This window comes from Pseudomonas sp. SMN11, from assembly GCF_052041945.1.
Classification (GTDB): Bacteria; Pseudomonadota; Gammaproteobacteria; order Pseudomonadales; family Pseudomonadaceae; genus Aquipseudomonas.
On record NZ_JBKGGW010000043.1, the window covers coordinates 1 to 25,347 of the forward strand.

At 63.1% G+C, this 25,347-nt stretch carries 26 protein-coding genes and 1 pseudogene; 14 read left to right on the forward strand and 13 right to left on the reverse strand.

The window, feature by feature from the left end; all coding sequences use genetic code 11:
• Positions 1-91 precede the first annotated feature (91 nt).
• The 4 genes from ACLEJU_RS25300 to ACLEJU_RS25315 all read right to left on the reverse strand — a co-directional run bounded on the left by ACLEJU_RS25300 (position 92) and on the right by ACLEJU_RS25315 (position 4,198).
• Complete coding sequence (locus ACLEJU_RS25300) at positions 92-424, reverse strand: EF-hand domain-containing protein (RefSeq protein WP_435423956.1); 333 nt, start codon at positions 422-424, stop codon at positions 92-94.
• 176 nt (positions 425-600) lie between these two features.
• Positions 601-1,623 carry a histone deacetylase family protein gene (locus tag ACLEJU_RS25305; RefSeq protein WP_435423955.1) on the reverse strand — a complete coding sequence of 341 codons (1,023 nt, stop codon included), beginning with the start codon at positions 1,621-1,623 and terminating at the stop codon, positions 601-603.
• Positions 1,623-2,864 carry a Zn-dependent hydrolase gene (locus tag ACLEJU_RS25310; RefSeq protein WP_435423954.1) on the reverse strand — a complete coding sequence of 414 codons (1,242 nt, stop codon included), beginning with the start codon at positions 2,862-2,864 and terminating at the stop codon, positions 1,623-1,625. Before ACLEJU_RS25310 ends, ACLEJU_RS25305 begins: the two co-directional genes overlap by 1 nt.
• A 29-nt stretch (positions 2,865-2,893) precedes the next feature.
• Entirely contained in the window at positions 2,894-4,198 is a 1,305-nt protein-coding gene (locus tag ACLEJU_RS25315) for an MFS transporter (RefSeq protein WP_435423953.1), read from the reverse strand.
• A 154-nt stretch (positions 4,199-4,352) separates the two neighbouring features.
• Here ACLEJU_RS25315 and ACLEJU_RS25320 point away from each other — a divergent pair, with 154 nt between their 5' ends.
• The 5 genes and pseudogenes from ACLEJU_RS25320 (at position 4,353) to ACLEJU_RS25340 (ending at position 8,599) form a co-directional block, all read left to right on the forward strand.
• Complete coding sequence (locus ACLEJU_RS25320; protein WP_435423952.1) at positions 4,353-5,261, forward strand: LysR family transcriptional regulator; 909 nt, start codon at positions 4,353-4,355, stop codon at positions 5,259-5,261.
• A 138-nt stretch (positions 5,262-5,399) separates the two neighbouring features.
• Entirely contained in the window at positions 5,400-5,837 is a 438-nt protein-coding gene (locus ACLEJU_RS25325; RefSeq protein ID WP_435423951.1) for a hypothetical protein, read from the forward strand.
• A gap of 18 nt (positions 5,838-5,855) precedes the next feature.
• Positions 5,856-6,293 carry a PaaI family thioesterase gene (locus tag ACLEJU_RS25330; RefSeq protein WP_435423950.1) on the forward strand — a complete coding sequence of 146 codons (438 nt, stop codon included), beginning with the start codon at positions 5,856-5,858 and terminating at the stop codon, positions 6,291-6,293.
• 105 nt (positions 6,294-6,398) lie between these two features.
• Positions 6,399-6,941 (forward strand): WYL domain-containing protein, encoded by a 543-nt coding sequence (locus ACLEJU_RS25335; protein WP_435423949.1) that lies wholly within the window; start codon positions 6,399-6,401, stop codon positions 6,939-6,941.
• A gap of 207 nt (positions 6,942-7,148) precedes the next feature.
• Positions 7,149-8,599: pseudogene (locus ACLEJU_RS25340) on the forward strand (catalase).
• Here the strand turns inward: ACLEJU_RS25340 and ACLEJU_RS25345 are convergent.
• Positions 8,568-9,614 (reverse strand): AraC family transcriptional regulator ligand-binding domain-containing protein, encoded by a 1,047-nt coding sequence (locus ACLEJU_RS25345; RefSeq protein ID WP_435423948.1) that lies wholly within the window; start codon positions 9,612-9,614, stop codon positions 8,568-8,570. The pseudogene ACLEJU_RS25340 and the gene ACLEJU_RS25345 overlap by 32 nt on opposite strands.
• Before the next feature lie 168 nt (positions 9,615-9,782).
• On the opposite strand from ACLEJU_RS25345, the gene ACLEJU_RS25350 reads away from it, so the two are divergent.
• The 3 genes from ACLEJU_RS25350 to ACLEJU_RS25360 are packed head-to-tail and all read left to right on the forward strand — an operon-like array spanning position 9,783 to position 12,422.
• A complete protein-coding gene (locus ACLEJU_RS25350) occupies positions 9,783-10,967 on the forward strand; it encodes an acetyl-CoA C-acyltransferase family protein (protein ID WP_435423947.1) in 1,185 nt (394 codons plus the stop codon).
• A 12-nt stretch (positions 10,968-10,979) separates the two neighbouring features.
• Positions 10,980-11,828 carry a 3-hydroxybutyryl-CoA dehydrogenase gene (locus ACLEJU_RS25355; protein WP_435423946.1) on the forward strand — a complete coding sequence of 283 codons (849 nt, stop codon included), beginning with the start codon at positions 10,980-10,982 and terminating at the stop codon, positions 11,826-11,828.
• Between the two features lie 12 nt (positions 11,829-11,840).
• Positions 11,841-12,422, forward strand: coding sequence for a TetR/AcrR family transcriptional regulator (locus ACLEJU_RS25360; RefSeq protein WP_435423945.1), 582 nt, complete (start codon positions 11,841-11,843; stop codon positions 12,420-12,422).
• Positions 12,423-12,573: 151 nt separating this feature from the next.
• Here the strand turns inward: ACLEJU_RS25360 and ACLEJU_RS25365 are convergent, their stop codons facing one another.
• From ACLEJU_RS25365 to ACLEJU_RS25385, 5 genes are read right to left on the reverse strand one after another with little or no spacing between them, the layout of a single operon-like run.
• On the reverse strand, positions 12,574-12,951 hold the full coding sequence (locus ACLEJU_RS25365; RefSeq protein ID WP_435423944.1) for a response regulator: 378 nt from the start codon (positions 12,949-12,951) through the stop codon (positions 12,574-12,576).
• 44 nt (positions 12,952-12,995) lie between these two features.
• The gene (locus ACLEJU_RS25370) at positions 12,996-14,222 is read right to left on the reverse strand and encodes a hybrid sensor histidine kinase/response regulator (protein WP_435423943.1); all 1,227 of its coding nucleotides are present in this window, start codon (positions 14,220-14,222) and stop codon (positions 12,996-12,998) included.
• Positions 14,216-14,791, reverse strand: a complete 576-nt coding sequence (locus ACLEJU_RS25375) for a chemotaxis protein CheB (protein WP_435423942.1) — start codon at positions 14,789-14,791, stop codon at positions 14,216-14,218. Before ACLEJU_RS25375 ends, ACLEJU_RS25370 begins: the two co-directional genes overlap by 7 nt.
• Positions 14,788-15,609: a CheR family methyltransferase gene (locus tag ACLEJU_RS25380; protein ID WP_435423941.1), complete on the reverse strand. Its 822-nt coding sequence runs from the start codon at positions 15,607-15,609 to the stop codon at positions 14,788-14,790. The genes ACLEJU_RS25375 and ACLEJU_RS25380 overlap by 4 nt, the downstream gene beginning before the upstream one ends.
• A complete protein-coding gene (locus ACLEJU_RS25385) occupies positions 15,606-19,073 on the reverse strand; it encodes a response regulator (protein WP_435423940.1) in 3,468 nt (1,155 codons plus the stop codon). Before ACLEJU_RS25385 ends, ACLEJU_RS25380 begins: the two co-directional genes overlap by 4 nt.
• A gap of 251 nt (positions 19,074-19,324) precedes the next feature.
• Between ACLEJU_RS25385 and ACLEJU_RS25390 the strand changes: the two genes are divergently transcribed.
• A complete protein-coding gene (locus ACLEJU_RS25390) occupies positions 19,325-19,675 on the forward strand; it encodes a response regulator (protein WP_435423939.1) in 351 nt (116 codons plus the stop codon).
• Between the two features lie 15 nt (positions 19,676-19,690).
• Here ACLEJU_RS25390 and cobF read toward each other — a convergent pair whose 3' ends face one another.
• Complete coding sequence (gene cobF / locus ACLEJU_RS25395) at positions 19,691-20,440, reverse strand: precorrin-6A synthase (deacetylating) (protein ID WP_435423938.1); 750 nt, start codon at positions 20,438-20,440, stop codon at positions 19,691-19,693.
• A 21-nt stretch (positions 20,441-20,461) separates the two neighbouring features.
• Entirely contained in the window at positions 20,462-21,751 is a 1,290-nt protein-coding gene (locus ACLEJU_RS25400; protein ID WP_435423937.1) for an OprD family porin, read from the reverse strand.
• A 359-nt stretch (positions 21,752-22,110) separates the two neighbouring features.
• Between ACLEJU_RS25400 and ACLEJU_RS25405 the strand changes: the two genes are divergently transcribed.
• From ACLEJU_RS25405 to ACLEJU_RS25415, 3 genes are all read left to right on the forward strand, one after another.
• A complete protein-coding gene (locus ACLEJU_RS25405) occupies positions 22,111-22,470 on the forward strand; it encodes a histone-like nucleoid-structuring protein, MvaT/MvaU family (RefSeq protein WP_103447938.1) in 360 nt (119 codons plus the stop codon).
• 227 nt (positions 22,471-22,697) lie between these two features.
• The gene (gene gloA, locus ACLEJU_RS25410) at positions 22,698-23,225 is read left to right on the forward strand and encodes a lactoylglutathione lyase (RefSeq protein ID WP_054883228.1); all 528 of its coding nucleotides are present in this window, start codon (positions 22,698-22,700) and stop codon (positions 23,223-23,225) included.
• Positions 23,226-23,321: 96 nt separating this feature from the next.
• On the forward strand, positions 23,322-23,564 hold the full coding sequence (locus ACLEJU_RS25415) for a hypothetical protein (protein ID WP_060513305.1): 243 nt from the start codon (positions 23,322-23,324) through the stop codon (positions 23,562-23,564).
• 9 nt (positions 23,565-23,573) lie between these two features.
• Here ACLEJU_RS25415 and ACLEJU_RS25420 read toward each other — a convergent pair whose 3' ends face one another.
• A complete protein-coding gene (locus ACLEJU_RS25420; protein WP_435423936.1) occupies positions 23,574-24,407 on the reverse strand; it encodes a shikimate 5-dehydrogenase in 834 nt (277 codons plus the stop codon).
• A gap of 161 nt (positions 24,408-24,568) precedes the next feature.
• Here ACLEJU_RS25420 and ACLEJU_RS25425 point away from each other — a divergent pair, with 161 nt between their 5' ends.
• Both ACLEJU_RS25425 and ACLEJU_RS25430 read left to right on the forward strand, forming a co-directional pair.
• Entirely contained in the window at positions 24,569-24,910 is a 342-nt protein-coding gene (locus tag ACLEJU_RS25425) for a hypothetical protein (RefSeq protein WP_435423935.1), read from the forward strand.
• Between the two features lie 94 nt (positions 24,911-25,004).
• Positions 25,005-25,187, forward strand: coding sequence for a hypothetical protein (locus ACLEJU_RS25430; RefSeq protein WP_435423934.1), 183 nt, complete (start codon positions 25,005-25,007; stop codon positions 25,185-25,187).
• Positions 25,188-25,347 lie beyond the last annotated feature (160 nt).

A 25,347-nucleotide genomic window follows, 5' to 3' on the forward strand; every position in this document is an offset into this window, starting at 1 on the left:
CCTGAAAGATCGAGCGCCCGCGAGCGAAAGGGCTGCGCAGCAGCCCCGGCGATATGCATAACTAACTGTCAGGCACCACGCCTATCAGTCATTACTCCAACTCTACTGCAACGGGAATTTTCGCCAGTGCAGCCTTGAACTCATCGAACGAAACATAACCATCACGATTGGTGTCATTAAACGCCGAGCACTTTTTCTGCAGATACGTGAACTTCTGGGCAACCTGCTTGAGCTTATCCTCCAGCTGCCTATGCTGATCATCAAGGTAGGCGCGCTCAACACGCAGTCGCTCGAGCTGCCCATTGAAATACCTTGACACCTCAGCGTAGGAAACTTTGCCATCCAGATTTGAGTCCACTTCCGCATAATCCAGCAGGATCGGCAGGTCGAGCAAATTAGTATTGGCGACTTTTACACTTCCCATGATTGATCTCCGAAAGAACAGTGAATTCCCTGTACTGCGACAACAGGCTCACACGCTCTCGGAAACCGGACAACTGACAAAAATATCAGTTGCCCCGAGCATTTATTCTGGGCTAAAGCATCGCCCTCGCCTGTCCCGACCATTTCGATGACACCACTGCTGCTGGCACCCTGTACTTATCGCCAATCCGCCTTGTCCGCAAAGAACGCCTGCGCATTGGCCTCCAGGCTCTCCAGGTGATACCCCCCCTCCTGAACAATAACGCAAGGCAACCGCAACGCCCGTATCCGCTCGCCCAGCGCCGCAAACCCTTCCGTCGTCACCGCCACCTTGCTCTGCGGATCCAGCTCATAGATATCGAACCCAAGCGACAGCACCAGCACCTCGGCGCCAAAGTCCTGCACCGCAGCCAGCGCAATTTCAAGCTGCCCCATGAAGTCCGCCTCGCTGGCCCCATGTGCCATCGGCAGGTTCAGGTTGTACCCCTCTCCCGCACCACTGCCGCGCTCGTCCTCGAACCCCGCCACACCCGGGTAGAAGTTGGTCGGATCACCATGGGTCGACACGTAAAGCACGTCGCTACGCTCGTAGAAGATCTCCTGAATCCCCTGCCCGTGGTGCATGTCGGTATCGAGAATCGCCACCCGGCTGTAACGGCTGCGCAGGGCCTGGGCGGCAACAGCGGCATTGTTGATGTAGCAGAACCCACCCGCTGCATCAAACCGCGCATGGTGCCCAGGCGGCCGGCACAGCGCATAGGCTGCGGGTTCACCATCGAGAATGGCCTGGGCCCCGGCCACCGCGCTCTGCGCCGACCAGTAGGCCGAATGCCAGGTGTGCTCGCCCACCGGGCAGCTGCCGTCCGCCAGGTAGCGCCCGGCCTGCGCGAGGATGCCGCGCAGGGCGTTGGGCTCGCGCACGAAGATGTTCGACATCACCTCGTCGCCCCAGTCCTCGGGCACTTCCTTCCAGCGCGCATGGGCCTCTTCGAGGAACGCCAGGTAGGCCTCGCCATGCACCGCCTTGAGCGGCGCGAGGCCGGCATCGGCGGGCTGGCGGATGTCGAAGCCCAGGTCCTTGGCGGCCTGCAGCAGGCGCTGGGCGCGTTCGGGGACTTCCTGCGGGGTGCGCATGGCACCGCGCGAGTAGTAGCTGCGCGGATGGTGCAGCAGCTGTTCGGGGTGGAAGTAGCAACGCATCAGGCTTCTCCTTGTTCGACTTGGCCGGCGCGGGCCAGCACGGCGTTGAGCAATACGTCGACGCCCTGGCGGGCATCCTCGGGCAGCACGTCTTCAGCTTCGTTGTGGCTCAGGCCGCCGACGCAGGGGATGAACACCATCGCCGTCGGGCAGTAGCGGGCCAGCAGGATGGCGTCGTGGCCAGCGCCGCTGACGAGGGACTGCTGGGCATAGCCAAGGCCGTCCACCGCCTGCTGCACGGCGGCCACGCAGTCGGCATCGAACGGCGTGGCCGGGCTGACCCAGTGGCGCTCGATGCGCACCTGCAGGCCGCGCTGGTTGGCGATGCCCTGCAGCTTCAGGGTCAGGTCACGCTCCATGGCTTCGATGGCTTCGTCACGATGGTGGCGCAGATCGACGGTGAAGCGCAGCGCGCCGGGGATGGTGTTGCGCGAGGACTTCGCAATCGATAGTTCGCCCACGGTGGTCAGGCCTTCTGGCGCAAAATCAGCCGCCAGTTGCTCGACCGCCTGGATCATCCGCGCTGCGCCATACAGAGCGTCCTTGCGCAATGGCATCGGTGTGGTGCCGGCATGGGCGGCCATGCCTTCGACGGCCACGTCCAGCCAGCGGATGGCCTGGCCACCGCTGACCACCCCGATGGCCTTGGCATTGTCTTCAAGGATCGGGCCTTGCTCGATATGCGCCTCGAAGTAGGCATCGACCTGGCCGCCCAACGGGCGTTTGCCGGCGTAACCCGTGCGCTGCAGTTCGTCGGCGACGCTGATGCCATCGGCATCACGGATGGCCAGAGCCTGGTCCAGCGCCAGGGTGCCGGTGAACACCGCCGAACCGAACATGGCCGGGGTGAAGCGTGCGCCCTCCTCATTGGTCCACACTGCGATTTCCAGCGGTTTGCGGGTCTGGATGTTCAGGTCATTCAGGCGACGTACCACCTCAAGGCCGGCCAGTACACCATAGACGCCATCGAAACGGCCGCCCTCAGGCTGGGTGTCGAGATGGCTGCCCATCATCACCGGGGCCGCCGCTGGGTCGCTGCCGGCGCGGCGGGCGAACAGGTTGCCGATGGCATCCACGCTCAGCGTCAGGCCGGCCTCGCGGCACCAGTGGCTGAACAGTTCACGGCCGGCCTTGTCCTCGTCGCTCAGGGCCAGGCGGCAGCTGCCACCGCGGGCGGTGGCGCCGACTTCGGCCATGGCCATCAGGCTCGCCCAGAGGCGTTCGCCATTGCTTTTCAACATGTGCGGGTACTCCAAATCAGGTGAATCAATCAGGCCAGTTCCAGGCGCTGGCTACGGGCGTACTGGCGCGCCAGGGCGAGCACGCAGACCAGCGAAATGGTGGCGATCAGGGTGTAGAAAACTGCCATCGGCCACCAAAGGCCGGTGAAGGTGTGGGCCAGCCAGGTGCCGATCAGCGGCGTGAGGCCGCCCGCGATGGCACCACACACTTGGTAGGCCAGGGAAATCGCGGTGTAGCGCACGCGGGTTTCGAACATGCCGCTGACGTAGCCGGCGATCACCGCGTAGAACGAGGCCATGCAGGCCGCCGCCAGGGCGATGCCGAGCACGATCAGCGGGCCTTCGCCGGAGCTGACCAGCACGAACATCGGGTACGGCGAGGCCATCGCCAGCAATGCGACCAGGGCGAGGAAGCGGGTGGCACCGAGTTTTTCCGAGAACCACGCGGCCAGTGGCTGCACGCAGAACTGGATGATCGCCACGAAGAACAGGCATTCGAGGATCAGCGAGCGCTCCAGATGCAGCTGCTGGGTGGTGTAGCTGATCATGAAGGTGTTGGTGAAATAGACCCCGGCGATGCCCAGGGTGTTGGCACCGATGCACAGCAACAGCGGTCGCCAGGCGGTGCGCAGCACTTCCAGTACCGGCGCTTGCTCCTTGCGCTGGGCCCTGGCCGCCTGCTCGCGGCTGGCAATGAACTCGGGCGATTCGTTGACCCCCAGGCGAATCGCCAGGCCCACCAGCAGCAACAGCGCACTGGCCAGGAACGGCACGCGCCAGCCCCAGCTCATCAGGTCATCCTCCGGCAGGCGGGTCACCGCGCCAAAGGCCAGCAGCGACAGGATCAGGCCTGCCGGGCTGCCCAACTGGGCGAACGAGGCGAAGAAATTGCGCCGGCCCTTGGGCGCATGTTCGCCGGCCATCAGCACCGCCCCGCCCCACTCTCCACCTACGGCGATGCCCTGGACCACCCGCAGGATGATCAGCAGCACCGGCGCGGCGGCGCCGATCTGCGCATAGGTTGGTAACAGGCCGATGCAAACGGTGACGATGCCCATCATCAACAAGGTGATGACCAACGACTTCTTGCGGCCGATGCGGTCACCCACATGGCCGAACACGATGCCGCCCAGCGGCCGCGCGAAGAAACCCACGGCGAACGTGCCGAAGGCGGCCATGGTGCTGAACAGGCTGTCGTCGGAGGGAAAGAACAAGGCACCGAACACCAGGGCAGCGGCGGTGGCGTAGATGTAGAAGTCGTACCACTCGATCATGGTGCCGATGAACGCGGCGGCGGCGGCACGGCGCGGTTGGGGCGAAGCGGTGGGCTTCATGGGGGCTCCTTTGCTTGTTTTTCTGGCAGGAGTTGACGGGGTCACGGTGGCGCTCTGGCGGCGCTCTGACTGCGATTTATCGTCCCGGGGCTATGATTAGTCAATTTTCTATTTATTATTCGCACTATTAGCCCTGCTTATCATCGAGCCTGCCATGTCCGACCGCCTGCTCAACGACCGCCTCGACTGGAACCTGCTGCGCACCTTCCGGGTGATCGGCCAGGAGTTGTCCATCAGCCGCGCCGCCGCGCGCCTGCACCTGACCCAACCGGCCGTAAGCCAGGCGCTCAAGCGCCTGGAGGAACAGCTTGGCCGCCAGCTGATCGCCCGCCGCGGGCCACGCTTCGTGCTCACCGACATGGGCGAACAACTGTTTCAGTTGGCCGGCGAGGTTTATGGGCAGATGTCGCAGATCGGCGGGTTGCTGGAACAGCCGGCGGACGAACTGGTGGGCAAGGTGCGCTTGCTGATGATCAGCCGCATCGTCAGCGAGCAGTTCGATGATCTGCTGGCAGACTTCCATCGCCAGCACCCACGGGTGGACCTGGAAATCGACGTGATGCGCAGCTCGGACATCGTCGCCGCTCTGCAGGAAAAGACCGCCACCGCGGGCCTGAGCCTCAACCGCCGGCCGCAGCCACGGCTGGAACAGCGCCTGTTCCTGCGCCAGCGCTATGCGTTTTTCTGCGGCAAGCACCATGCCCTCTTCGGCCAGGCCGAGGGCGATCTGCAGCGGGAGAATTTCGTAAGTTTCACCAGCGACCAGATTGGCGGCATGTTGTCGCCGCTGACCATTTTCCGCGACCAGCAAGGGTTTTCCGGGCGAATCGTGGCCTCGTCCCCCAGCCTTGAAGAGGTGCGCCGACTGGTTATCGCCGGGTTCGGCATTGGCTGCCTGCCCGAGCATGTGGTGGCGGCGGATGTAGCGGCGGGTTTGCTGTGGAAGCTGCCGCCGGCGGAAGGGATTGCCGATGTGGACATTCACCTGTTGTGGAACAAGGAACAGCGGTTAAGCCGGGCTGAAGAGGTGTTTATCGAGGCACTGCAACAGAGCCTGCGATGACGCTTGCGAGCCGCTTGGTCGAATGGAGCATTGCGGCTGCTTGACCAGCCAGCATTTTGCCACCAGCCATTTCTGCCAGTAGACCCTCTGCCTGATCCCAGCAACCATTGCGCCGAGGCACTCAGAGGTTCAGAACCCATGCAATGGCTCATCTGGCTTCACCTGACAAGTTACGGAGCGGCACTGCTGATTATCGCTGTGCTTGCCCTCATCTATGCCAGCCGCTCCCGGTTCATGCCCTACCATGCCGCCGCAATAGGGCGGCCATGGCAGGCTCTGGACGCCTCGTTGCAGTTCTTGCTGCTGACCTTCTTGCGCATGGTCGGCTGGGGATGGTTGGCCATTGCCTGCGCGGGGCTGGTGATGCTTCTGCAACTGCATCGCCTGCACATTCCGCTGAATCTGCTGGTGCTGCTGCAGGGCTACTGCCTGCTTGCCATCACACCGATCATCGTGGTGAGCAGTCAGGTAAAACGCCGAACCAATGCCTCTCCGCCGGTCATGCTCGGCTGGCTGACAGCAATGCTTACGTGGCTGGGTTTTCTGTTCGGCATATTGGCCAAGATCAACATGTGAATGCAGGGAGCCAACATCATGAAAGAGAACTTGTTCTGGCAAGCAGTCGCCGGTTTGATCCCCATCCCCAACGCAGCCCGCTTGCTTGGCTGGCAACTGCTCAAGCATGAGCATCGCACGCGCGAAATCACCGTGGAATTCGATGCCTCCAGTTCACTCACCAACCCCATGGGCAAGATCCAGGGTGGGATGTTGACCGCGATGCTCGATGACTGCATGGGGCCGGCCATTTACGCATTACTAGAACAGCATGAAGTTGCGGTGACGCTGAAAATGTCGACGGTTTTCGTGCACCCTGCCGTACCGGGACAGATCACTGGGGTGGCCAAGCTGTACAGGCGATCTGGCAAGCTCTGCTACACCAAAGGCGAACTCAAGGATGCCCGGGGCCGGACGCTGGCAACTGCCATGGCTTGTTACAAGGTGATCGACCTCTCGCGTCGCAACGGCCTGTGAAATACACAGTAAACTTGGATCCCATCCACTGACAGAGTATGCTCTTGAGATAGCTATGTGCCATCACCCAGATCCCCATACCTGGTCTTCAAGGACGAAACTCCCGTGCCCAGCCACCCGACCCGCCACACCATCGCCCGCCAATGGCAGCTGCTGAAGCTCCTGCCAGACCGCCACCCCGGGATGAGTTCCACGCAGCTGCAGGCTGCGTTGGCCAAGGCTGGCCACAAGACCAGCAAGCGTACCGTCGAGCGCGACCTCAACGAACTGACGACGCTGTTCCCGCTGCACTGCAACAGCAAGGGCATGCCCTACGGCTGGTACTGGCAGCCAGGCCTGAGCCTGGATGAGGCGCAGCAATTGCAACCAGATCTGCTCACCCCCTCGCAGCAGATCGAACTGCGGGCCTGGGTCGACGATGGCTTGGCGCGGCGCCTGGAAGACCAGCCGCTGTCCGAGGACATGCGCCTGGCCCCACACGACAAAGGCGGCGCGATGCTCGCGGCCACGGTTGAAGACAGCCGTGCGCTGATGGGCTGGCTGCTGTCCCAGGCCGGTTCGATCCGGGTCAAGGCGCCGGAAACGCTGCGGGTGTCGATGGTCGAACAGCTGCGCCAGAGCCTGGCGTTGAACGACGATGGCTATTGACGCTGCCGCACATCGATCCTGCGGCTATCTACGCCACACGTCCTACAGCATGAGATGAGCCGCCTTACTGTGGGGCTCCTGCAGGATTACTAGCATCGGCACTCCCTTGATCCAGCGAGTGCCGCTACCATGCTTTCGACCCGCTCAAATCGCCCTGCGTTGACGCTGCTGTGTGCAACTGTCCTCGCGAGCCCCGCGCTGCTCGCCATGCCCCTGACTCGCGACAACGGCGCAGCGGTCGGCGACAACCAGCACTCCCAGACCGCCGGCAACGCTGGCCCGACCTTGCTGCAAGACGTGCAGTTGATCCAGAAGCTGCAACGCTTCGACCGCGAACGCATCCCCGAACGCGTGGTGCACGCCCGCGGCACCGGCGCCCATGGCGAATTCACCGCGTCCGAAGACCTGTCCGCGCTGACCTCGGCGCCGCTGTTCACACCAGGCGAAAAAACCCCGGTCTTCGTGCGTTTCTCGTCGGTCGTGCATGGTTTGCACTCTCCGGAAACCCTGCGCGACCCGCGGGGCTTCGCCACCCGCTTCTACACCACGGCAGGCAATTGGGACCTGGTCGGCAACAACTTCCCGACGTTCTTCATCCGCGACGCCATCAAGTTCCCCGACATGGTCCACGCCTTCAAGCCCGACCCGCGCAACAACCTCGGCAACGACGCCCGGCGCTTCGACCTGTTCTCGCACATGCCAGAGGCCACCCGCACCCTGACCCTGCTGTACTCCAACGAAGGCACGCCTAAGAGCTATCGGCACATGGATGGCAACAGCGTGCACGCCTACAAGTTCATCAATGCCAAAGGGGAATCCACCTACGTGAAGTTCCGCTGGAAGAGCCTGCAGGGCCAGGAAAACCTCGACCCCAAGGCTGTCGAGCAGATCCAGAGCAAAAGCTTCAGCCACATGACCGAGGACCTAGTCGGGGCCATTGCCCGTGGTGACTATCCCAAGTGGGACCTCTATATCCAGACACTGCGCCCCGAGCAACTGGCGGACTTCGACTTCGACCCGCTGGACGCCACCAAGGTCTGGCCGGGCGTGTCCGAGCGCCGGGTCGGGCAGATGGTGCTCAAGCCAATGTCGGCAACTTCTTCCAGGAAACCGAACAGGTCGCCCTGGCACCGTCCAACCTGATCAAAGGTATAGAGCCCTCCGAAGACCGCTTGCTGCAGGGCCGACTGTTCTCCTACGCCGACACCCAGATGTACCGGATCGGAGCCAACGCCGGCAGCCTGCCGATCAACCAGCCGCGGGCGGCGGTCAACAGTGGCAACCAGGACGGTGCACTCAACCCCAACCGCACCCGTGACATGGTCAACTACCAGCCCAGCCGCCTGCAGCCGCGCAGCACCACCGACTCTGCCCGCTACAGTGAATTGGCCTTGAGCGGCACCACCCAGCAACGAGGCATCACCCGGGAACAGAACTTCAAGCAGGCGGGTGACCTTTACCGCGCTTATTCGAAAAGCGAGCAGCGCGACTTGGTCAACAGTTTTGGTCAGTCGCTGGCTGTCGCCGATGAGCAGAGCAAACACATCATCCTGTCGTTCCTGTACAAAGCCGACGCCGATTACGGCACAAGGGTTACAAGAATTGCGGAAGGTGACCTGAAGCGGGTCAAGGCTCTGGCTGCCGACCTGCAAGATTGAGGTGTGCTAGCCCGGCCAGCCTGGCCCGATAGCTGCCCGGGCTCTGCCCCGTCCACTTCTTGAACGCCCGGTGAAACGCACTGGGCTCCTGAAAGCCGGCCTGCTCGGCAATCTCGGCGATGCTCAAAGTGCCTTCGCGCAAGCGCTCGAAGGCCATCGCCCGGCGTACTTCATCCTTGATCTGCTGATACGAACGCCCTTCGCGCTCCAACTGGCGGCGGAAGGTGCTGGCACTGATCCCCTGCTGCTCGGCCATGGCCGCAAGGGTCGGCCATTGCCCATAGCGACGTGCGCGCAAATGGCGATAGACCTCGGCCACCAGCCCGTTCTGATTGCGAAAGCGGATCACCAGGCCCTGCGGGGCGCTACGCAGGAAGGTCTTCAGGCCGGCCAGGTCCTGCACCACCGGCAGGCGCAGCCAGGCACTGTCGAACTCGACTTCGGTGCGCCCACTGCCCAGGCGCAGGTCCGGCCCCCACAGCAGCGGGTCATCGTCCTGGGCCGGACGCGCCACCGCCAGCTCCGTGCGGTCGATAACGATGCGCCGCCCGGCCAGCCAGCACAGCAGGCCGATCATCAGCACCAGGTAGGTTTCTTCGGCGTACACCCGGGTCAGCGGGTCGGCGATCGCCGACTGCACGCTGATCACCGCGCGCCCGCCGCGTATCGTGAGGCTGCCCCGCAAGTCGCGCAGGAACAGGGCGAAACTGCCCATGCACTGGCGCAGAGCCTTCTCCAGGTTGGGTTCCTGGATCAAGCCACGGCAGATCAGGGCAAAGCTGCCCAGCGGCATGCCATGGCTGTCGAGGCGGAAGAACTCGTCGTCCAGCAACGCGATCAGCTCCAGCCACAAGCGCGCGAAGGCCTTGGCCGGCACCCGTGCCTGGGGATGGCCGAGCAAGGCCGGGTCGATGCCCACCCCACGCAGCCGCGCCTCCAGCACTTCAGGCTGGCCGCGCAAGGCATGCAGCATGGCATTGAGAAAATACACCGCGACCGAATCGCTATCGCGCATGGCGGAATTCGCTGTCTATGCTGAGTGGCAAAAAGTGCCAGGTTGACTGAACAGATCCGGCATAGGCTGCAACAGAGCCTTTGCCTAGACTCGAACCCACCTCGGGATCGGCGGCCATTCTCGCAGAGCCTGGCCCGTTCCCGCCATGCCTTCGCAATCGGAGCCTCTATGAGCAGCGCAGAAATCTACGTCGTCAGTGCCGTCCGTACCGCCATCGGTGGTTTCGGTGGTTCCCTCAAGGACCTGCCACTGGCCGACCTGGCCACCGCCGTGACCCGCGCCGCCATCGAGCGCTCGGGCGTGCCCGCCGAGCAGATCGGCCACATGGTGATGGCCACTGTCATCCCTACCGAGCCACGCGATGCCTACCTGTCGCGGGTAGCGGCGATGAACGCCGGCATCCCCAAGGAAACCCCGGCCTTCAACGTCAACCGCCTGTGTGGTTCGGGCCTGCAGGCCATCGTCTCGGCCGCCCAGTGCCTGCTGCTGGGTGACGCCGAGGTGGCCCTGGCCGCCGGTGCCGAGTCCATGAGCCGCGGTCCGTACCTGCTGCCGCAGGCACGCTGGGGCGCCCGCATGGGCGACTTGCAAGGCATCGATTACACCGTTGGCGTATTGCAGGATCCGTTCGAACACTTCCACATGGGCATCACCGCAGAAAACGTCGCGGCCAAACACGGCATCAGCCGCGAGATGCAGGACGAACTGGCCCTCACCAGCCAACGCCGCGCCGCCCGCGCCCAGGCCGAAGGCCGTTTCGACAGCCAGATCGTGCCGCTGGAGCTGAAAACCCGTAAAGGCACCGTGCAGTTCGCCGTCGACGAGCATGTGCGCGCCGATGTGACTGCCGAACAGCTGGCCGGCATGAAGACCGTATTCAAGAAAGACGGCACCGTCACCGCCGGCAACGCCAGCGGCATCAACGATGGCGCCGCCGGCCTGGTGCTGGCCACCGGTGACGCCGTGCGCCGCCTGGGCCTGAAGCCCCTGGCGCGCCTGGTGGCCTATGCCCACGCGGGTGTCGAGCCTGAACTGATGGGCCTGGGCCCGATCCCGGCAACCCGCAAGGTGCTGGAAAAGGCTGGCCTAAACGTCCACGACCTGGACGTGATCGAGTCCAACGAAGCCTTCGCCGCCCAGGCCTGCGCCGTGGCCCGCGAGCTCGGCTTCGACCCGGAGAAGGTCAACCCGAACGGCTCGGGCATTTCCCTCGGCCACCCGGTCGGCGCCACCGGGGCGATCATCGCCACCAAGGCCATCCACGAACTGCAACGCATCCAGGGCCGCTACGCGCTGGCCACCATGTGCATCGGCGGCGGCCAAGGCATTGCCGTGGTCTTCGAGCGCGTCTGAGGGAACTGAACCATGACCATTGAACAGATTGCCGTGATCGGCGCCGGCACCATGGGCAACGGTATCGCCCAGGTGTGCGCGGTGGCCGGCTACCAGGTCTTGCTGGTGGACGTTGCCGAGGCCGCGCTGGAGCGTGGCGTGGCCACCTTGAGCAAGAACGTGGAGCGCCAGGTGAGCAAGGGCACGCTCGATGCCGAGCGCGCCGCGGCGGCGAAAACCCGCATCCGCACCAGCACCGACTACGCCCAGCTGGGCAGCGCGCAGCTGGTGATCGAGGCGGCCACCGAGAACCTGCAGCTCAAGCAGCGCATCCTGCAGCAGGTGGCAGCCAACGTAACCGCCGACTGCCTGATCGCCACCAACACCTCGTCGCTGTCGGTGACCCAGCTGGCCGCCAGCATCGAGCACCCTGAGCGCTTCATCGGCGTGCATTTCTTCAACCCGGTGCCGATGATGGCCCTGGTCGAGATCATCCGCGGCCTGCAGACCAGCGACAGCACCTATGCCCAGGCGCTGGTGGTCACCGAAAAGCTTGGCAAGACGCCAATCACCGCCGGCAACCGCCCGGGCTTCGTGGTCAACCGCATCCTGGTGCCGATGATCAACGAAGCGATCTTCGTGCGCCAGGAAGGCCTGGCCAGCGCCGAGGACATCGACACCGGCATGCGCCTGGGCTGCAACCAGCCGATCGGCCCGCTGGCCCTGGCCGACCTGATCGGCCTGGACACCCTGCTGGCGATCATGGAGGCCTTCCACGAAGGCTTCAACGACAGCAAATACCGCCCTGCCCCGCTGCTCAAGGAAATGGTCGCGGCCGGATGGCTGGGGCGCAAGACCGGCCGCGGCTTCTTCACCTACTGAGGAGCGCACGCCATGCCCCCGGTCAATGCCGCCATACGCTGTGCCAACTTCGAAGAGCGACGCGACCGGGCCATGGCGCTGTTCGCCGAAAAGGGCTTTGGCCAGGTCAGCATGCGCGAGCTGGCGGCGCATGTGGGCCTGACCGCCGGCTCGCTGTATCACCATTTCCCCAGCAAGCAGGACCTGCTGTTCGACCTGATCGAAGAGCTGTACGAAGAACTGCAGGCTACCTTGGAGCAAGGGCGCCGGGCCATGGCCCGAGGGGCGTCGGCGATGGGCTGCCTGATTGCCGCGCACTGGCAGTTGCATGCCGAGCGGCCCATGCAGTTTCGCTTGGCCGAGCGCGATCTGTGCTGCCTGAGCGAGGAACAGCAGGCGTGCCTGGGGTTGTTGCGCAAGCGCTACGAGGCGGGGTTGCTGCGCCTGATTGCGCCACGGGCGACGTTGCAGGGTGAGGCGTTGCTGGCGACCGCGCATGTGGTGGCGACATTGCTGAACCAGCTGCCGGGGATGCTCAAGGGCTTGCCTGAGGAACAGGGGCTTGGGTTGATGGAGAGCTTGCTGGTCGGCGGGATCGAGCGGACCCTGAGGTAGAGCACGGTCTCTGTGGGAGCGGCCTTGTGTCGCGAAAGGGCCGCAAAGCGGCCCCAGCATCCAAGCCATGATGCGAAAATCCTGGGGCCGCTGCGCGGCCCTTTCGCGACGCAAGGCCGCTCCCACAGGAATATCGCTCTACTTGAGCAGCTCAGCGCAACAGCGCCTGGATCTGCTCGTGCAGGGTCTCGAGGTCGAACGGCTTGGCCAGGATCGGCGCCTTGCGCGCGATAGGGCTGCCGGACTCTAGAATCTCCGCCGGGTAGCCGCTGATGAAGATCACCTTCAGGTCCGGCCGCAGCTTCACCGCAGGTTCGGCGATCTCTACCCCGGAAATGCCACCGGGCAGGCGGAAGTCCGTCACCATCAAATCCAGGTGCGGCTTGCTCGCCAGAATCGCAAAGGCCTGCTCACCATCCTCGGCCACCAGCACGTGGTAGCCCTCTCCCGCCAGATAATCGCGCAGGATCATCCGAATCGCCGGTTCATCCTCGACCACCAGCACCACATCTTGTGCATCTTCACTCATGACAACGCCTTGAAATTCATACAGTTGGCCATCTGACCCCAGGCTTACGCGGAGGTTGCCCGCAGCTGGTCGTTTTGTTCGCTAACCCCTGCCAAAGGCAGCACCAGGCTGAAGGTCGCACCCTGCCCCACCTCGCTCTCGACCTGTATCCGCCCACCGTGTGCCTGGACGATCTGTTCCGATATGTACAGCCCCAGCCCAAGCCCAGCACTGGCCTGCTGGGTGGCAACCCGCTCGAACTGCTGGAAGATGCGCTGCTGGTTATTGGCACTGATGCCGATCCCGTGGTCCCGCACCTGTACCCAGGCCATGTCGTCTTGGGCGAATACCCGCACATGCACCGGCTTGCGCTCGCCATAACGCAACGCATTGGACAACAGGTTGGCCAGTACTTGCTCAATACGAAATTCATCCCACAGGCCCTGCAAGGCGTCGCAACGCTGCAGTTCGATGTGCGTGTCCAGGGCCGTGGCCTGAGCAGAGAAGTTCTCCACCAGGGCTGCCACCAGCTGCCCCAGGTCGAACGCCTTCGGCCGCAGCGACAGCTTGCCGGTGCGAATGCGCGACACGTCGAGCATGTCCTCGATCAGGCGGATCAGGCTGTTGATCTGGCGCTCGTCACGCTCGACCATGGCCTGCAACTTTTCGGCGCTGAACGCGTCAAGGTTGCCGCGGCCCAGGTGCATCTTGCGCAACTGGGTTTCCAGGATCAGCCCGTTGAGTGGCGTGCGCACTTCGTGGGCAACGATCGACATGAAGTCATCGCGCATGCGCACCGCATGCTCAAGCTCACCACGCGCCACCTGCAACTGGCCCAGCAGCAGTTCCTGCTCCTGGCGGCTGCGCTCGAGCGCCTGAAGCTGCCGGTCGAGCACCTTGCGCTGGCGGTACAGGTCGACGAACACCGACACCTTGCTCTTCACCGCCAAGGTGTCGAGGGGCTTGTGCAGGAAGTCCACCGCGCCGCTCTCGTAGCCCTTGAAGGCATAGTTCATTTCACGCCCCGCAGCGGTGACGAAGACGATCGGGATGTTGCGGGTTTTTTCCGTGCCGCGCATCAGCTCGGCCAGCTCGAAGCCGTTCATGCCCGGCATCTGCACGTCGAGAATGGCCAGGGCGAACTCGTGCTCGAGCAACAACGACAAGGCCGCTTCCGCCGACTGCGCCTGGTGCACCTCGCGGTCTTCGCCCTGGATCAGGGCGGCCAGCGCTAGCAGGTTTTCCGGCAGGTCGTCGACGATCAGCAGTTTGGCAGGGGTGTGGCTTAGCATGCGCTGGGTTCCAGGGTCGCGAGCAACTGCCCGATACCACTCAGAGAAAGGATAAGGTCGGGGTCGTGCCGGGCCAGAGCGGCCTCAGGCATCAACGCCACCTGTGCATCGCGGGGGTCCTGGACCACAGTCCGGCCGCCGCTGTTCTTGATGTAGGCAAGCCCTTCGGCGCCATCTTCGTTGGCCCCGGTGAGCAGCACGCCGAGCAACCCGGGGCCATAGGCATCGGCCGCCGAGGTGAAGAGATAATCGATGGCCGGGCGCGAGAAATGCACCGGTTCTTCCTGGCTCAGCGACAAGCTGAAATCGGCTTCCACCGACAGGTGATAACCCGGCCCGGCCACGTAGATCTGCCCCGGGGCAATGGTTTCCTTGTCACACGCCTGGCGCACCGGCCGCTGCAAACGCCGCTGCAGCACCTCGGCCAACTGGCTATGGCGGTCGTCCGGCAGGTGCAGCACGCACAGTACCGGAATGGCAAAACCGGCCGGCAGCGCACCGAGCACCGTGAACAGTGCCGTGACGCCGCCCGCCGAGGCGCCGATGACCACCGCGCGTACGCCGTTCATGATTTGCGGTAGATCCGTTCGGGCTTGACCAGCGGCTCGAAGCAATCGCTGTAGGCCGAGAAGTCCACCGATTCCTTGCTGCCCAGTACCAGGAAACCACGGTGGCACAAGGACTCGTGGAACAGTCCGAGAGCGCGGTCCTGCAACTCCTTGTTGAAATAGATCAGCACGTTGCGGCACGACACCAGCTGGGTTTCGGAAAACACGCTGTCGGTGGCCAGGCTGTGGTCGGCGAAGGTCACGTTGTCACGCAGGCTGCTGTCCATGATGGCGTTGCCGTAGGCCGCGGTGTAGTACTCGGCAAAGTCGCGGCGCCCGCCCGCCAGGCGGTAGTTTTCTTCGTACTCGCGCATGCTCTGCATCGAGTAGATGCCCTGCTTGGCGCGGTCCAGCGAATGCGGGTTGATGTCGGTGGCGTAAATGATGGTGCGTTCCAGCAGGCCCTCTTCGCGCAGCAGGATGGCCATCGAGTACACCTCTTCACCGGTGCTGCAGCCGGCAATCCACACCTTGATCGAAGGCCAGGTGCGCAGCAGCGGCACCACTTCCTGGCGCAGGGCGAGGAAGTGGCCGGGGTCGCGGAACATCTCGCTGACAGGGATCGTCAGGTACTGCAGCAACTGCATGAACATGCCCGGGTCGTGCAGCACCCGTTCCTGCAGTGCCGACACCGTGAGGCAGTCGAACTGGCGCAGGGCATGGAGGATCCGGCGCTTGATCGAAGCGCCGGAGTAGTTGCGAAAATCGTAGCTGTACTTGAGGTAGATCGCCTCGATCAGCAGCCGGATCTCGATGTCGGTATTGCGCTCGCTAGTCAAATTCGCTCCAGTTGCGGCAGCCACACGCGGATCAACGAGAACAGGCGGTCCAGGTCGATCGGTTTGGCCAGGTAATCATTGGCGCCGGCCTGCAGGCAACGCTGCTGGTCGTCCTTCATCGCCTTGGCGGTGACGGCGATGATCGGCAGCTTGCGCCAGCGCGGCTGCTGGCGGATCAGTCGGGTGGCCTCGAAGCCGTCCATCTCCGGCATCATCACGTCCATCAGTACCAGGTCGATGTCATCATGCTGCTCCAGGCGCTCGATGGCTTCGCGACCATTGCGGCCGATCTCGACGATGGCGCCCTTGTGCTCCAGGGCACTGGTGAGGGCAAAAATGTTGCGCACATCATCGTCCACCAGCAGCACCTTGCGCCCTTCGAACACCTTGTCGCGACTGCGCGCCGTCTTGAGCATGCGCTGGCGCTCATGGGACAGCTGCGATTCGACTTTGTGCAGGAACAGTGTCACTTCATCGAGCAGGCGCTCCGGCGAACGTGCACCCTTGATGATGATCGAGCGCGAATACTTGAGCAGGTCGGCTTCTTCTTCCCGGGTGAGGTTGCGCCCGGTATAGACGATCACCGGCGGGAACGAACGGATATCCTCGGCCGTCATGCGCTTGAGCAGCTCGTTGCCGAGCATGTCGGGCAGCTTGAGGTCGATGATCATGCAGTCGTAGATGTTCTCGCGCAACAGCGCCAGGGCATCCTGGGCCATGGCCACGGCGGTGATCTCGACATCGTCGTCGCCGATCAGGCGGGCGATGCTCTCGCGCTGCAGATCGTCGTCCTCCACCAGCAGGATGTGCTTGAGCTTCTGGGTCAGCTTGGCTTCCAGGCGGGCAAAGACTTCCTTGAGCTCTTCGCGGCTGGTCGGCTTGACCGCATAGCCCACCGCGCCCATGTGCATGGCGGCCTCGACACGGTCCTCCACCGAAATGATATGCACAGGGATGTGGCGGGTAGTGGCCTGCTCCTTGAGGCGCTGCAGCACGGTCAGGCCGGAATGGTCGGGCAGGCGCATGTCCAGAAGTATAGCGTCAGGAATGTACTGCTGGGCCAGTTCGAAGCCCTCGTCGGCGCTCTGCGCCACCAGGCAGCTGTAGCCCAGTTCGTGCGCCAGGTCGAAGAGGATGCGGGCGAAGTTGGGCTCGTCCTCGACCACCAGGATGCAGCGGTTGCCAAACGGTGCGCGCTCGCGGTCATCACCGAAGGTCGGGGCCGGGCGCTTGGACACTGCCGGCGCGGCAATCGACGGCAACGGCGGCAAGCTGTCGACGGCCGGGCGCAGGCTCAGCGCCTCGATCTCTTCGCCTTGCGACTCGTAGCGTTCCGGCATGATCAGGCTGAACACGCTGCCCTGGCCGGGGCTGCTTTCGACGTTGATCTGCCCGCCCAGCAAGTGCGCCAGGTCGCGCGAAATTGACAGGCCCAGGCCGGTGCCGCCGTAGCGGCGGTTGCTGGTGCCGTCGACCTGGTGAAACGCGCCGAAGATCGCCTGCTGCTGGTCGGCGGCAATGCCGATACCGGAGTCGCGCACCGAAAAGACGATGCCACTGCCCGCCTGGTAGCCGATGTTCAGGCTGACCTGGCCACGCTCGGTGAACTTGATGGCGTTGGACAGCAGGTTCTTGAGAATCTGCTCCAGGCGTTGGCGGTCGGTGAACAAGGTGGCCGGCACCTGGGCCTCGACTGTGACGTCGAAACCCAGGCCCTTGTGCTCGGCCAACGGCAGGAACATACCGCGCAAGCCTTCGACCAGGCGCTCCAGCTGAGTGGTTTCGGGGCGCACTTCAAGCTTGCCGGCCTCGACCTTGGCGATGTCGAGGATGTCATTGATCAGGTTCAGCAGGTCGTTGCCGGCGGAGTAGATGGACTCGGCGAACTTGACCTGCTCGGCGCTTAGGTTGCCCTCGCCGTTCTCGGCCAGCAGCTTGGCCAGGATCAGGGAGCTGTTGAGCGGTGTGCGCAGCTCGTGAGACATATTGGCGAGAAACTCGGACTTGTACTTGCTCGAGCGCTGCAAGTCGTCGGCGCGGGCCTGCAGTTCTTCCTGGGCCTGGCTGAGCTCGTCGTTCTTGCGGTCCAGGGCGTCGGTGCGTTCGGACAGCTGCTCATTGGTCTGTTCCAGCTCGGCCTGCTGGGTTTCCAGGTGGGCCTGGGACTCCTTGAGCACCCGCGATTGCTCTTCGAGCTCTTCGTTGGCGGTCTTGAGTTCTTCCTGCTGCACCTGCAGTTCTTCGTTGAGCTGCTGGGTCTCGGCCAGTACTTCCTGCAGGCGCTGGCGGTATCGGGCGCTTTCGATGGAAATGCCGAGGTTCTCGCCGACCCGCTGCATCAATTCGTCGTCACGCTCTTGCAGCGGGCGCAGAAAGCCCAGTTCGATCACCCCGTTGATCTGGCCGTCATCACGGGCCGGCATCAGCAGCGCGCTGCGCGGCAGGCCGCTGCCCAGGCCCGAGCTGAGGTGGTAGTAGTCCTCTGGCAGGTCGTCCAGGCGCAGCAGGCGCCCCTCGCGCACGGCCTGGGCCAGCAGGCCGTCGTGGTCACCCAGCACCTGCTGACGGGCCTGCTCCTCGGCTGCCAGGCCGTAGCTGGCCACGCGTACCAGGCGGCCATGTTCGTCGCGCACATAGAGCGCACCGACCACGCTACCCAGGTAGCTGGCGAAAAAGCGCAGGATGTTGTCGCCGAGCATCGGCAACGTCAACTGGCCCATCACCTGCTCGGCCAGCTGGGTCTGGCCGTTGCGCAGCCAGGCCTGGTGCTCCAGGCGCTCGGCGGCGCGTTGCTGAGCCTGCAGGTTTTCCGTGTAGCTGCCAGACAGCGCCAGCAGATCGCGACGGCCAAGGTAGGCAAGCAAGGCGCTGAGGCCGACGATCAACAGCACGAAGGCGGAAATGGCGGTGACGGTAACCGCGCTGACCTTCTCGGTGCGCGCCATGCGCAACTGCTGTTCGGTGCCGATCAGGCCGTCGAACTCCTTGCGGATCTCGTCGGTGATGCGCTTGCCGCGGCCATTGCCGACTGAAGCACGGTAGTCGCCACCGCTGCGGCGCTGGCTGATCATTTCGCCACCAAACGCGTTCCAGGCGTTCTGCAAGGCGATCAGCCGGTCAATGCGGTCGACCTGTTGCGGATTGTCCTCGACCATGCCGCGCAGGCTCTGCAGGCTACCGAGGATGCGCGGCTTGGCCACCTCGTAGGGGTCGAGGAAGCGTTCGTCACCGGTGATCAGAAAACCGCGCATGCCGGTTTCCATGTCGATCGACAGCTTGACCGTTTCGTTGGCATTACCGATCACCCGATCGGTGTGCTCGACCCACTGCATGGCCGAAAGCAGGTAGTTGATCACCGCGACAAAAGCCACGGCGCCGAGCAGGCCCACTGCCAGGGGCAGGCCGATATTTCGGCTCAACAGCTTGCGAAAGCTTTGCTGGTCCATCGAGGCTGCTTGAATCATCTGAAAACGCCCGCGCGTAAAAAGTCCATTGAAAAGTGTGGCGGCTGAAGCCTGTTCTTGTTTGCCGCTGCGCTCACCGGTTAACAAGCGAGTCTAACCCGCTTGGGCCGCTTCGGCAGGGCATTTAGCCAGTATTTGAAGGCTGCGTGTCGGAATCGTTCCCTCCACTTGCAACAGTCGGTATCCTCGGGAACTTCTGTCAGTGCCTGGCGCACAGAGTAGAGACATGACTTTTTCACAGGGAACCCACCATGCAACTTCTGGTAGTCGAAGACGACGACATCGTCCGTATGCTGATGGTCGAAGTGCTCGATGAATTGGGCTACAGCACCCTCGAAGCGGAAAATGCCACGGCGGCGCTGAAGGTAATCGAGGATGCCAGCCAGCCACTGGCCCTACTGGTGACCGACGTGGGCCTACCGGACATGCGCGGTGGAGAGTTGGCGGCCAAGGCCCGTGCGGCGCGGCCATTGCTGCCGGTGCTGTTTGCCAGTGGCTATGCCGAGAATTTCGATGTGCCGGAGGGCATGCACATGATCGGCAAGCCGTTCAGCATCGACCAGTTGCGCGACAAGGTGGTGGAAATTCTGGGAACGCCTTGAAGTCGGCGCCCCACCTCAAAGCTCCCGCCGCAGCAGGTAGGTATCCATGATCCACCCCATGCGCTGCCGCTCCCGCTCGCGCACTTCAAGAATCCGTGCCTTCACCGCCTGCAAGGGCCCCGCGATCAGCACTTCATCCTCGGTACCCAGGTAAGCACCCCAGTAGATCACCAGCGCCGGATCCTCCAGTGTGGCAAACGCACACTGCCCATCGAGCATCACCACCACATTGTCCACCTGCCCGTGCTCTTCCAGGCGCCGCCCTGGCAGCACGGTCAGTGGCTCGCCAATGCGATTGAGTGGGACCTGATGCCGCGCCGCCAGGGCCTGCACACTGCTGATGCCGGGAATCACCTGCAGCCGCAGCGCCAAACCGCGTTCGCGGACGAGATCAATGATGCGCAAGGTGCTGTCGTAGAGGCTCGGCTCGCCCCATAGCAAAAAGGCGCCGATATCCTCGGCGCCCATCTCTTCGCTGATCAACCGGGCATACAGCGCGGCGCGCCGGCGATGCCAGTCCTGCACCGCGCCTGTGTAGTCGACTGCCTCGGCGTCACGCTGCGGGTCTGCCACCTGCACCAGGCGGTAGCCACCCTCGGGCCGGTAGCGCTCGAGGATCGCCTTGCGCAAGCGCACCAGCTCATCCTTGCCGGAACCCTTGTCGAGCACGAAGAACACACTGGCGCGACGAAGTGCCTCGACCGCTTCGACAGTGATCTGCCGCGGGTCACCCGGGCCGATGCCAATCAACAGAACGTCTTTCATGGCACCGCCCGATAGCTCAAATTAGAAGATAGAGAAGTTATAGCTGACGATGACCCGCGTCTCATCCATGTCCCGTGCCCACTTCTCGTAGTTGCTGCGGTACGTGGAATTACGCAGGCGCACGCTGACATCCTTGAAGGTGCCGCTCTGCACCTGGTACTTGAGCTCGGTGTCGCGTTCCCATTCCTTGCCTTCGGCATTGCTGCCCGGGACCTTGATATGGTCGCCGTTGATGTAGCGGGTAAAGAAGCTCAGGCCTGGCACGCCAAGGGCCTTGAAGTCGTAGTCGTAACGCAGCTGCCAGGAGCGCTCCTGGGCGGCAGCGAAGTCGTTGACCTGGGCGTAGTTGACCAGATAAGGGTTGCTGCCATCGAGGTACGGCATGGCACTTTCGCCATACATGCGCTGCCAGCCGGCGCTGATCTTGTGCCCACCCAGGCTGTAGCCGAGCATGCCGCTAAAGGCACGGTGGTCGATCTCACCGGCGCGGGCGTTGCCAATGTCATCGCTCTTGATCAGCCGCAGATCTGCCGACAGGCTACCGACAGCGAGCGGCTGGCTGGCGACCAGTCCAAGGAAGTGCTGGCGGTAGATGTTTTCCAGTTTGGCGACTTGATACTGGGCACTGAGCCGGTCATTGAAACGGTAGTCGAGGCCGGCCAGGTCGAAGTGGTCGGCTTCGATATCGCAGGCATAGCGCTTGTTCTTGCAATGCACGCGAATATCCTGGCGATCGGTGGAATCACGCGCGGTGTACTTGTCCAGGCGGGCCAGGGTGAACTTCAGGTCGCGCACTTCCTCGGAGGTCAGCATCGCGCCGTGGAACATGGTCGGCAGCAGGCGACCATCGTTGTATTTCAACAGCGGTACGTCCGGCATCATCGAGCCGTACTTCAGAACCGTGTTGGACACCTTGACCTTGGCCGCCAGGCCCATCTTCGCGTATTGGTCGGCGGAGTGCCGTGGATCGTGGCCGGAGGATGGCAGCAAACCACTGTTACTGTCGGCCGGGCTGGAGTCGAGCTTGATCCCTAACATGCCCAGTGCATCAATACCAAAGCCAACCGGGCCCTGGGTATAACCCGACTGCACATTCAGAATGAAGCCTTGCGCCCATTCTTCACGTTTTGACGCACCCTGGCTGGAACTGCTGTGGCCGTCACGAAAGTCCCGGTTGAAATAGACATTGCGTGCTTCGACCTTGGCACTAGCGTCTTCAAGAAAACCGGCGGCCTGAGCCTGCGCGCCGGCGCACATGAGGAACAGGCCGGCAACACGGCGCCCAGGGGCGAGAGGGAGGGGGGAAAACATGCGAGGGAACATCCACAAGTAAGGCAAAAAAAACGAATCGTGACGCACCTGCGCCACGCTAATGCGTCGCGGCCGAACATGAGTCGACCATCATCTGAAATCATCACCCAGCCGCTCTGCCACAGGCTATTGGACCATGGTCTAGAACCCGTCGAAGACAAATCGAAAAATCACCTGAATTACCGCCCGGAAAACTTGGAAAGTTCCCGGTTACTTATAAAAAGTTTGCGGTTTACCGAAGTCATGCAAGTGTCTACACTCGATGTCAGCGAACAGTTTTACCCACCCGCGTGGCTGGCGTTTAGTCCTTATCAATGTTCGTCACGCCCTGCCACGGAAGACGTACAGGAGTGATTACAGTGTCCAGACTTGCAGAGTTTCGTGCTGCCGAAAAAGCGCTCCAGGAACAGATGGCGCAACTGGAGGCGCTGAAAAAGGATGCCGGCCTCAAACGCGAAATCGAATTCGAGCAGAAACTAGTCGGCCTGATGAAAAGCTATGACAAAAGTCTGCGCGATATCATCGCCATCCTCGACCCGAAGGCAGTTACCCGTGGCGCTGCCAGCGCACCGAAACAGCAGCGCCGCCCGCGCGTGGTGAAAGTGTACGAAAACCCGCACACCGGCGAGCTGATCGAGACCAAAGGCGGTAACCACCGCGGCCTCAAGGCGTGGAAAGAACAGTATGGGGCCGCTACCGTGGAGAGCTGGGTGCGCTGACGAAACGTCAACACCCACTTCACACTTTTTTCACAACCGCTGCAGCAGTATCGAGACAGCTAAAGGACTAGCGACCCCATCACGCGCCCGCACATGCGGGCCTCTAATTCCGGCGCCCTGCTCCTTCGAGCAGGGCGCTTTCATTTGCGCAAACGCTTCACTGCCGTATCATGGCCCCCTGTCTGTTTCGCTGGCACCTGAATGCCAGCCCCGTCTCTGGAGTACCCATGAGCCTGCACGATCTGCAAACCCTGCCTGGCGTCACCGCGCAGCCAGACGCTGCCACCGCCCAGTTCGTCTTCAACCACACCATGCTGCGGGTCAAGGACATCGAGAAGTCGCTGGACTTCTACACCCGTGTGCTGGGCTTCCGCCTGGTCGACAAGCGCGACTTCCCTGAAGCGGCCTTCAGCCTGTACTTCCTGGCCCTGGTCGACCCGGCGCAAATACCTGCCGACGACACCGCGCGCCACCAGTGGATGAAGTCGATCCCGGGCGTGCTGGAGCTGACCCACAACCACGGCACCGAAAACGACCCGGAATTCGCCTACCACAACGGCAACACCGACCCGCGCGGCTTTGGCCACATCTGCATTTCGGTGCCGGACGTGCGCGAGGCCTGCGCCCGTTTCGAAGCCCTCGACGTGCCGTTCCAGAAGCGCCTGCAAGATGGCCGCATGAACCACCTGGCCTTCGTCAAGGACCCGGACGGTTACTGGGTTGAAGTGATCCAGCCCACCGAACTGAAGGGCTGATTGCCGTCAGTTCGCGCTCGTCGGGCCGGGAACTCCTGGCCCCTTGCTGTGGTATATGAAGGTAACTGCTTCACATGCCACAGCGAGGTAAGGACGATGCAATCTCTTCACTGTGAATACCGCGACCACACCATCACCGCCAGCGTGATGCCCCACCCCGACTCCCCCCTGCCCTATGCCGCAGGTTGCCTGATCACCGATCCACAGGGTCACACCAGCAAGCGCCTGTCCATGCCGATGAAGTTCTTCTCGGACCTAGAGAATGCACAGCATGTATCGCTGGCCCATGGCCGGGCACTGGTGGATGAGCAACTGGACAAGGGGCACAAAGCCTTCTGACCGGCACGGTCATTTCGCTGCAGGAGCGGCGCGCGCATAGGCTACCGCCGCTTCAACCTGTGCACGACTGGGCCGCACCCCGGTGTAAAGCACAAACTGCTCCAGAGCCTGCAGTGCAATCACCTCCAGGCCGGTGATCACCGGCTTGCCCAGCGCCTCGGCCCGCTGGATCAACGGAGTGCGCGCTGGCATCGCCACCACGTCGAACACCCGCTCGGCCGCCGCGATGGCATTCTCGCTGAACGCCAGCTTATCGGCTTGCGGCCCACCAGCCATGCCGATCGGTGTCACGTTCACCAGCATCGGCGGGCACAGGTCGCCCAGTTCGGCCACCCAGCGATAACTGCAGACATCCGCGAGCTGCCGCCCGGCCTGCTCGTTGCGGGCGACGATGATGCCTTCGCGGAACCCTGCATCACGCAGGGCGCTGGCCACCGCCTTGGCCATGCCGCCACTGCCGCGCAAGGCGAACGCGGTGGCAGGGTCGACCTGGTGCTCTGCGAGCAGTTGCCGCACGGCCAGGTAGTCAGTGTTATAGGCCTTCAGATGGCCAGCATCGTTGACCAGGGTATTGACCGACTCGATCGCCGCCGCCGACGGATCGATTTCATCGACCAGCGCCATGCAGGCCTCCTTGTACGGCATCGACACGCCACAACCGCGAATGCCCAGGGCGCGGATGCCGGCAACCGCTGCCGGCAGGTCGTCGGTGGTCATGGCCTTGTAGTAGTAGTCCAGCCCGAGCTGCTGGTAGAGGTGATTATGAAAACGCACGCCGAATGTGCCAGGCCGCCCGGCCAGGGAAATGCACAGTACGGTGTCTCTGCTGGGAGTTGCCGCCATAACCTGCTCCTTTTTCATAACTGAATCGTTTGTGCAGCGTACCAGACTCAACCACTGGTCGCCCCTTACACAACCTTTACCGTCTCCCTGTGCTCAGCTGACAGAGACCGGAGTCATAGTAGTAAGGCCCCAAGCGTGGGGTTATCTTGCGAGGAAGTCTCATGAACCGTCATCTCCCCGGAATCGCCCTGCTGGTCGGTGCCCTGGCCATCAGCGGGCAAGCCTCTGCCCATGGTGGTGGCGGCCATGGCTGGTATGGTCCCGGCCCACTGCTCGGCGCCGCCGTGGTCGGTGCCGTGGTCGGGGCGACGGTGTATGGCGGCCGCGACCGCACGGTCTACGTGCAACAACAGCCCGCCTACTATGGGCCACCGCCGGTGTATGTGCAGGCTCCGCCCCAGCCGGTGTACTACCAGCCGTACTACGTGCCGGCACCGCCGCCACCGGCGTACCGGCCGTACTATGGCCCGCCACCGGTTTACTACGGCCCGCCACGCTGGTGACCGTTGATAAAACTGATGAGCACTATTGAGCGTGTTGATTTCATACCCTGTCGGCTGATGCGTAAGGTAGGGCCATGTTTCACAGGAGGTCCCCATGGCCACTATTCAGATCATGTCAGTCGTCGGCACTGCCGTCCCCGCCGCCCTGCGCGAGCAAGGCCTGCTGGCCTGCTGGTACCTGGTGAGCAACGGCGAGGCCGTCAGCGGCCCGCTGGCCTCCCGCGCCTCGGCCCAGGCCCTGGCTGAAGAGCTGCAGGCCGGTTGCCTGATCGCTTGACCGAATTTGTTGTGCGTTGCTCCCTACGCCTCTTCTGACCTGCCCGTTGGCGGGTCTTTTTTTGCCTGGCGAACCGACGAACGGAGCCAGGAAAACCGATACAGCATGAAGGTTTTTTCATTTCTGTCAGTCGACTCAACGAGCAATCGACAGGCGTTCG

Excerpts from the sequence above, each read along its gene's own strand:
- ACLEJU_RS25300 (WP_435423956.1), bottom strand. The coding sequence starts at position 424 with ATGGGAAGTGTAAAAGTCGCCAATACTAATTTGCTCGACCTGCCGATC.
- ACLEJU_RS25305 (WP_435423955.1), bottom strand. The coding sequence starts at position 1,623 with ATGCGTTGCTACTTCCACCCCGAACAGCTGCTGCACCATCCGCGCAGC.
- ACLEJU_RS25310 (WP_435423954.1), bottom strand. The coding sequence starts at position 2,864 with ATGTTGAAAAGCAATGGCGAACGCCTCTGGGCGAGCCTGATGGCCATG.
- ACLEJU_RS25315 (WP_435423953.1), bottom strand. The coding sequence starts at position 4,198 with ATGAAGCCCACCGCTTCGCCCCAACCGCGCCGTGCCGCCGCCGCCGCG.
- ACLEJU_RS25320 (WP_435423952.1), top strand. The coding sequence starts at position 4,353 with ATGTCCGACCGCCTGCTCAACGACCGCCTCGACTGGAACCTGCTGCGC.
- ACLEJU_RS25325 (WP_435423951.1), top strand. The coding sequence starts at position 5,400 with ATGCAATGGCTCATCTGGCTTCACCTGACAAGTTACGGAGCGGCACTG.
- ACLEJU_RS25330 (WP_435423950.1), top strand. The coding sequence starts at position 5,856 with ATGAAAGAGAACTTGTTCTGGCAAGCAGTCGCCGGTTTGATCCCCATC.
- ACLEJU_RS25345 (WP_435423948.1), bottom strand. The coding sequence starts at position 9,614 with ATGCGCGATAGCGATTCGGTCGCGGTGTATTTTCTCAATGCCATGCTG.
- ACLEJU_RS25350 (WP_435423947.1), top strand. The coding sequence starts at position 9,783 with ATGAGCAGCGCAGAAATCTACGTCGTCAGTGCCGTCCGTACCGCCATC.
- ACLEJU_RS25355 (WP_435423946.1), top strand. The coding sequence starts at position 10,980 with ATGACCATTGAACAGATTGCCGTGATCGGCGCCGGCACCATGGGCAAC.
- ACLEJU_RS25360 (WP_435423945.1), top strand. The coding sequence starts at position 11,841 with ATGCCCCCGGTCAATGCCGCCATACGCTGTGCCAACTTCGAAGAGCGA.
- ACLEJU_RS25365 (WP_435423944.1), bottom strand. The coding sequence starts at position 12,951 with ATGAGTGAAGATGCACAAGATGTGGTGCTGGTGGTCGAGGATGAACCG.
- ACLEJU_RS25370 (WP_435423943.1), bottom strand. The coding sequence starts at position 14,222 with ATGCTAAGCCACACCCCTGCCAAACTGCTGATCGTCGACGACCTGCCG.
- ACLEJU_RS25375 (WP_435423942.1), bottom strand. The coding sequence starts at position 14,791 with ATGAACGGCGTACGCGCGGTGGTCATCGGCGCCTCGGCGGGCGGCGTC.
- ACLEJU_RS25385 (WP_435423940.1), bottom strand. The coding sequence starts at position 19,073 with ATGATTCAAGCAGCCTCGATGGACCAGCAAAGCTTTCGCAAGCTGTTG.
- ACLEJU_RS25390 (WP_435423939.1), top strand. The coding sequence starts at position 19,325 with ATGCAACTTCTGGTAGTCGAAGACGACGACATCGTCCGTATGCTGATG.
- cobF (WP_435423938.1), bottom strand. The coding sequence starts at position 20,440 with ATGAAAGACGTTCTGTTGATTGGCATCGGCCCGGGTGACCCGCGGCAG.
- ACLEJU_RS25400 (WP_435423937.1), bottom strand. The coding sequence starts at position 21,751 with ATGTTTTCCCCCCTCCCTCTCGCCCCTGGGCGCCGTGTTGCCGGCCTG.
- gloA (WP_054883228.1), top strand. The coding sequence starts at position 22,698 with ATGAGCCTGCACGATCTGCAAACCCTGCCTGGCGTCACCGCGCAGCCA.
- ACLEJU_RS25415 (WP_060513305.1), top strand. The coding sequence starts at position 23,322 with ATGCAATCTCTTCACTGTGAATACCGCGACCACACCATCACCGCCAGC.
- ACLEJU_RS25420 (WP_435423936.1), bottom strand. The coding sequence starts at position 24,407 with ATGGCGGCAACTCCCAGCAGAGACACCGTACTGTGCATTTCCCTGGCC.
- ACLEJU_RS25425 (WP_435423935.1), top strand. The coding sequence starts at position 24,569 with ATGAACCGTCATCTCCCCGGAATCGCCCTGCTGGTCGGTGCCCTGGCC.
- ACLEJU_RS25430 (WP_435423934.1), top strand. The coding sequence starts at position 25,005 with ATGGCCACTATTCAGATCATGTCAGTCGTCGGCACTGCCGTCCCCGCC.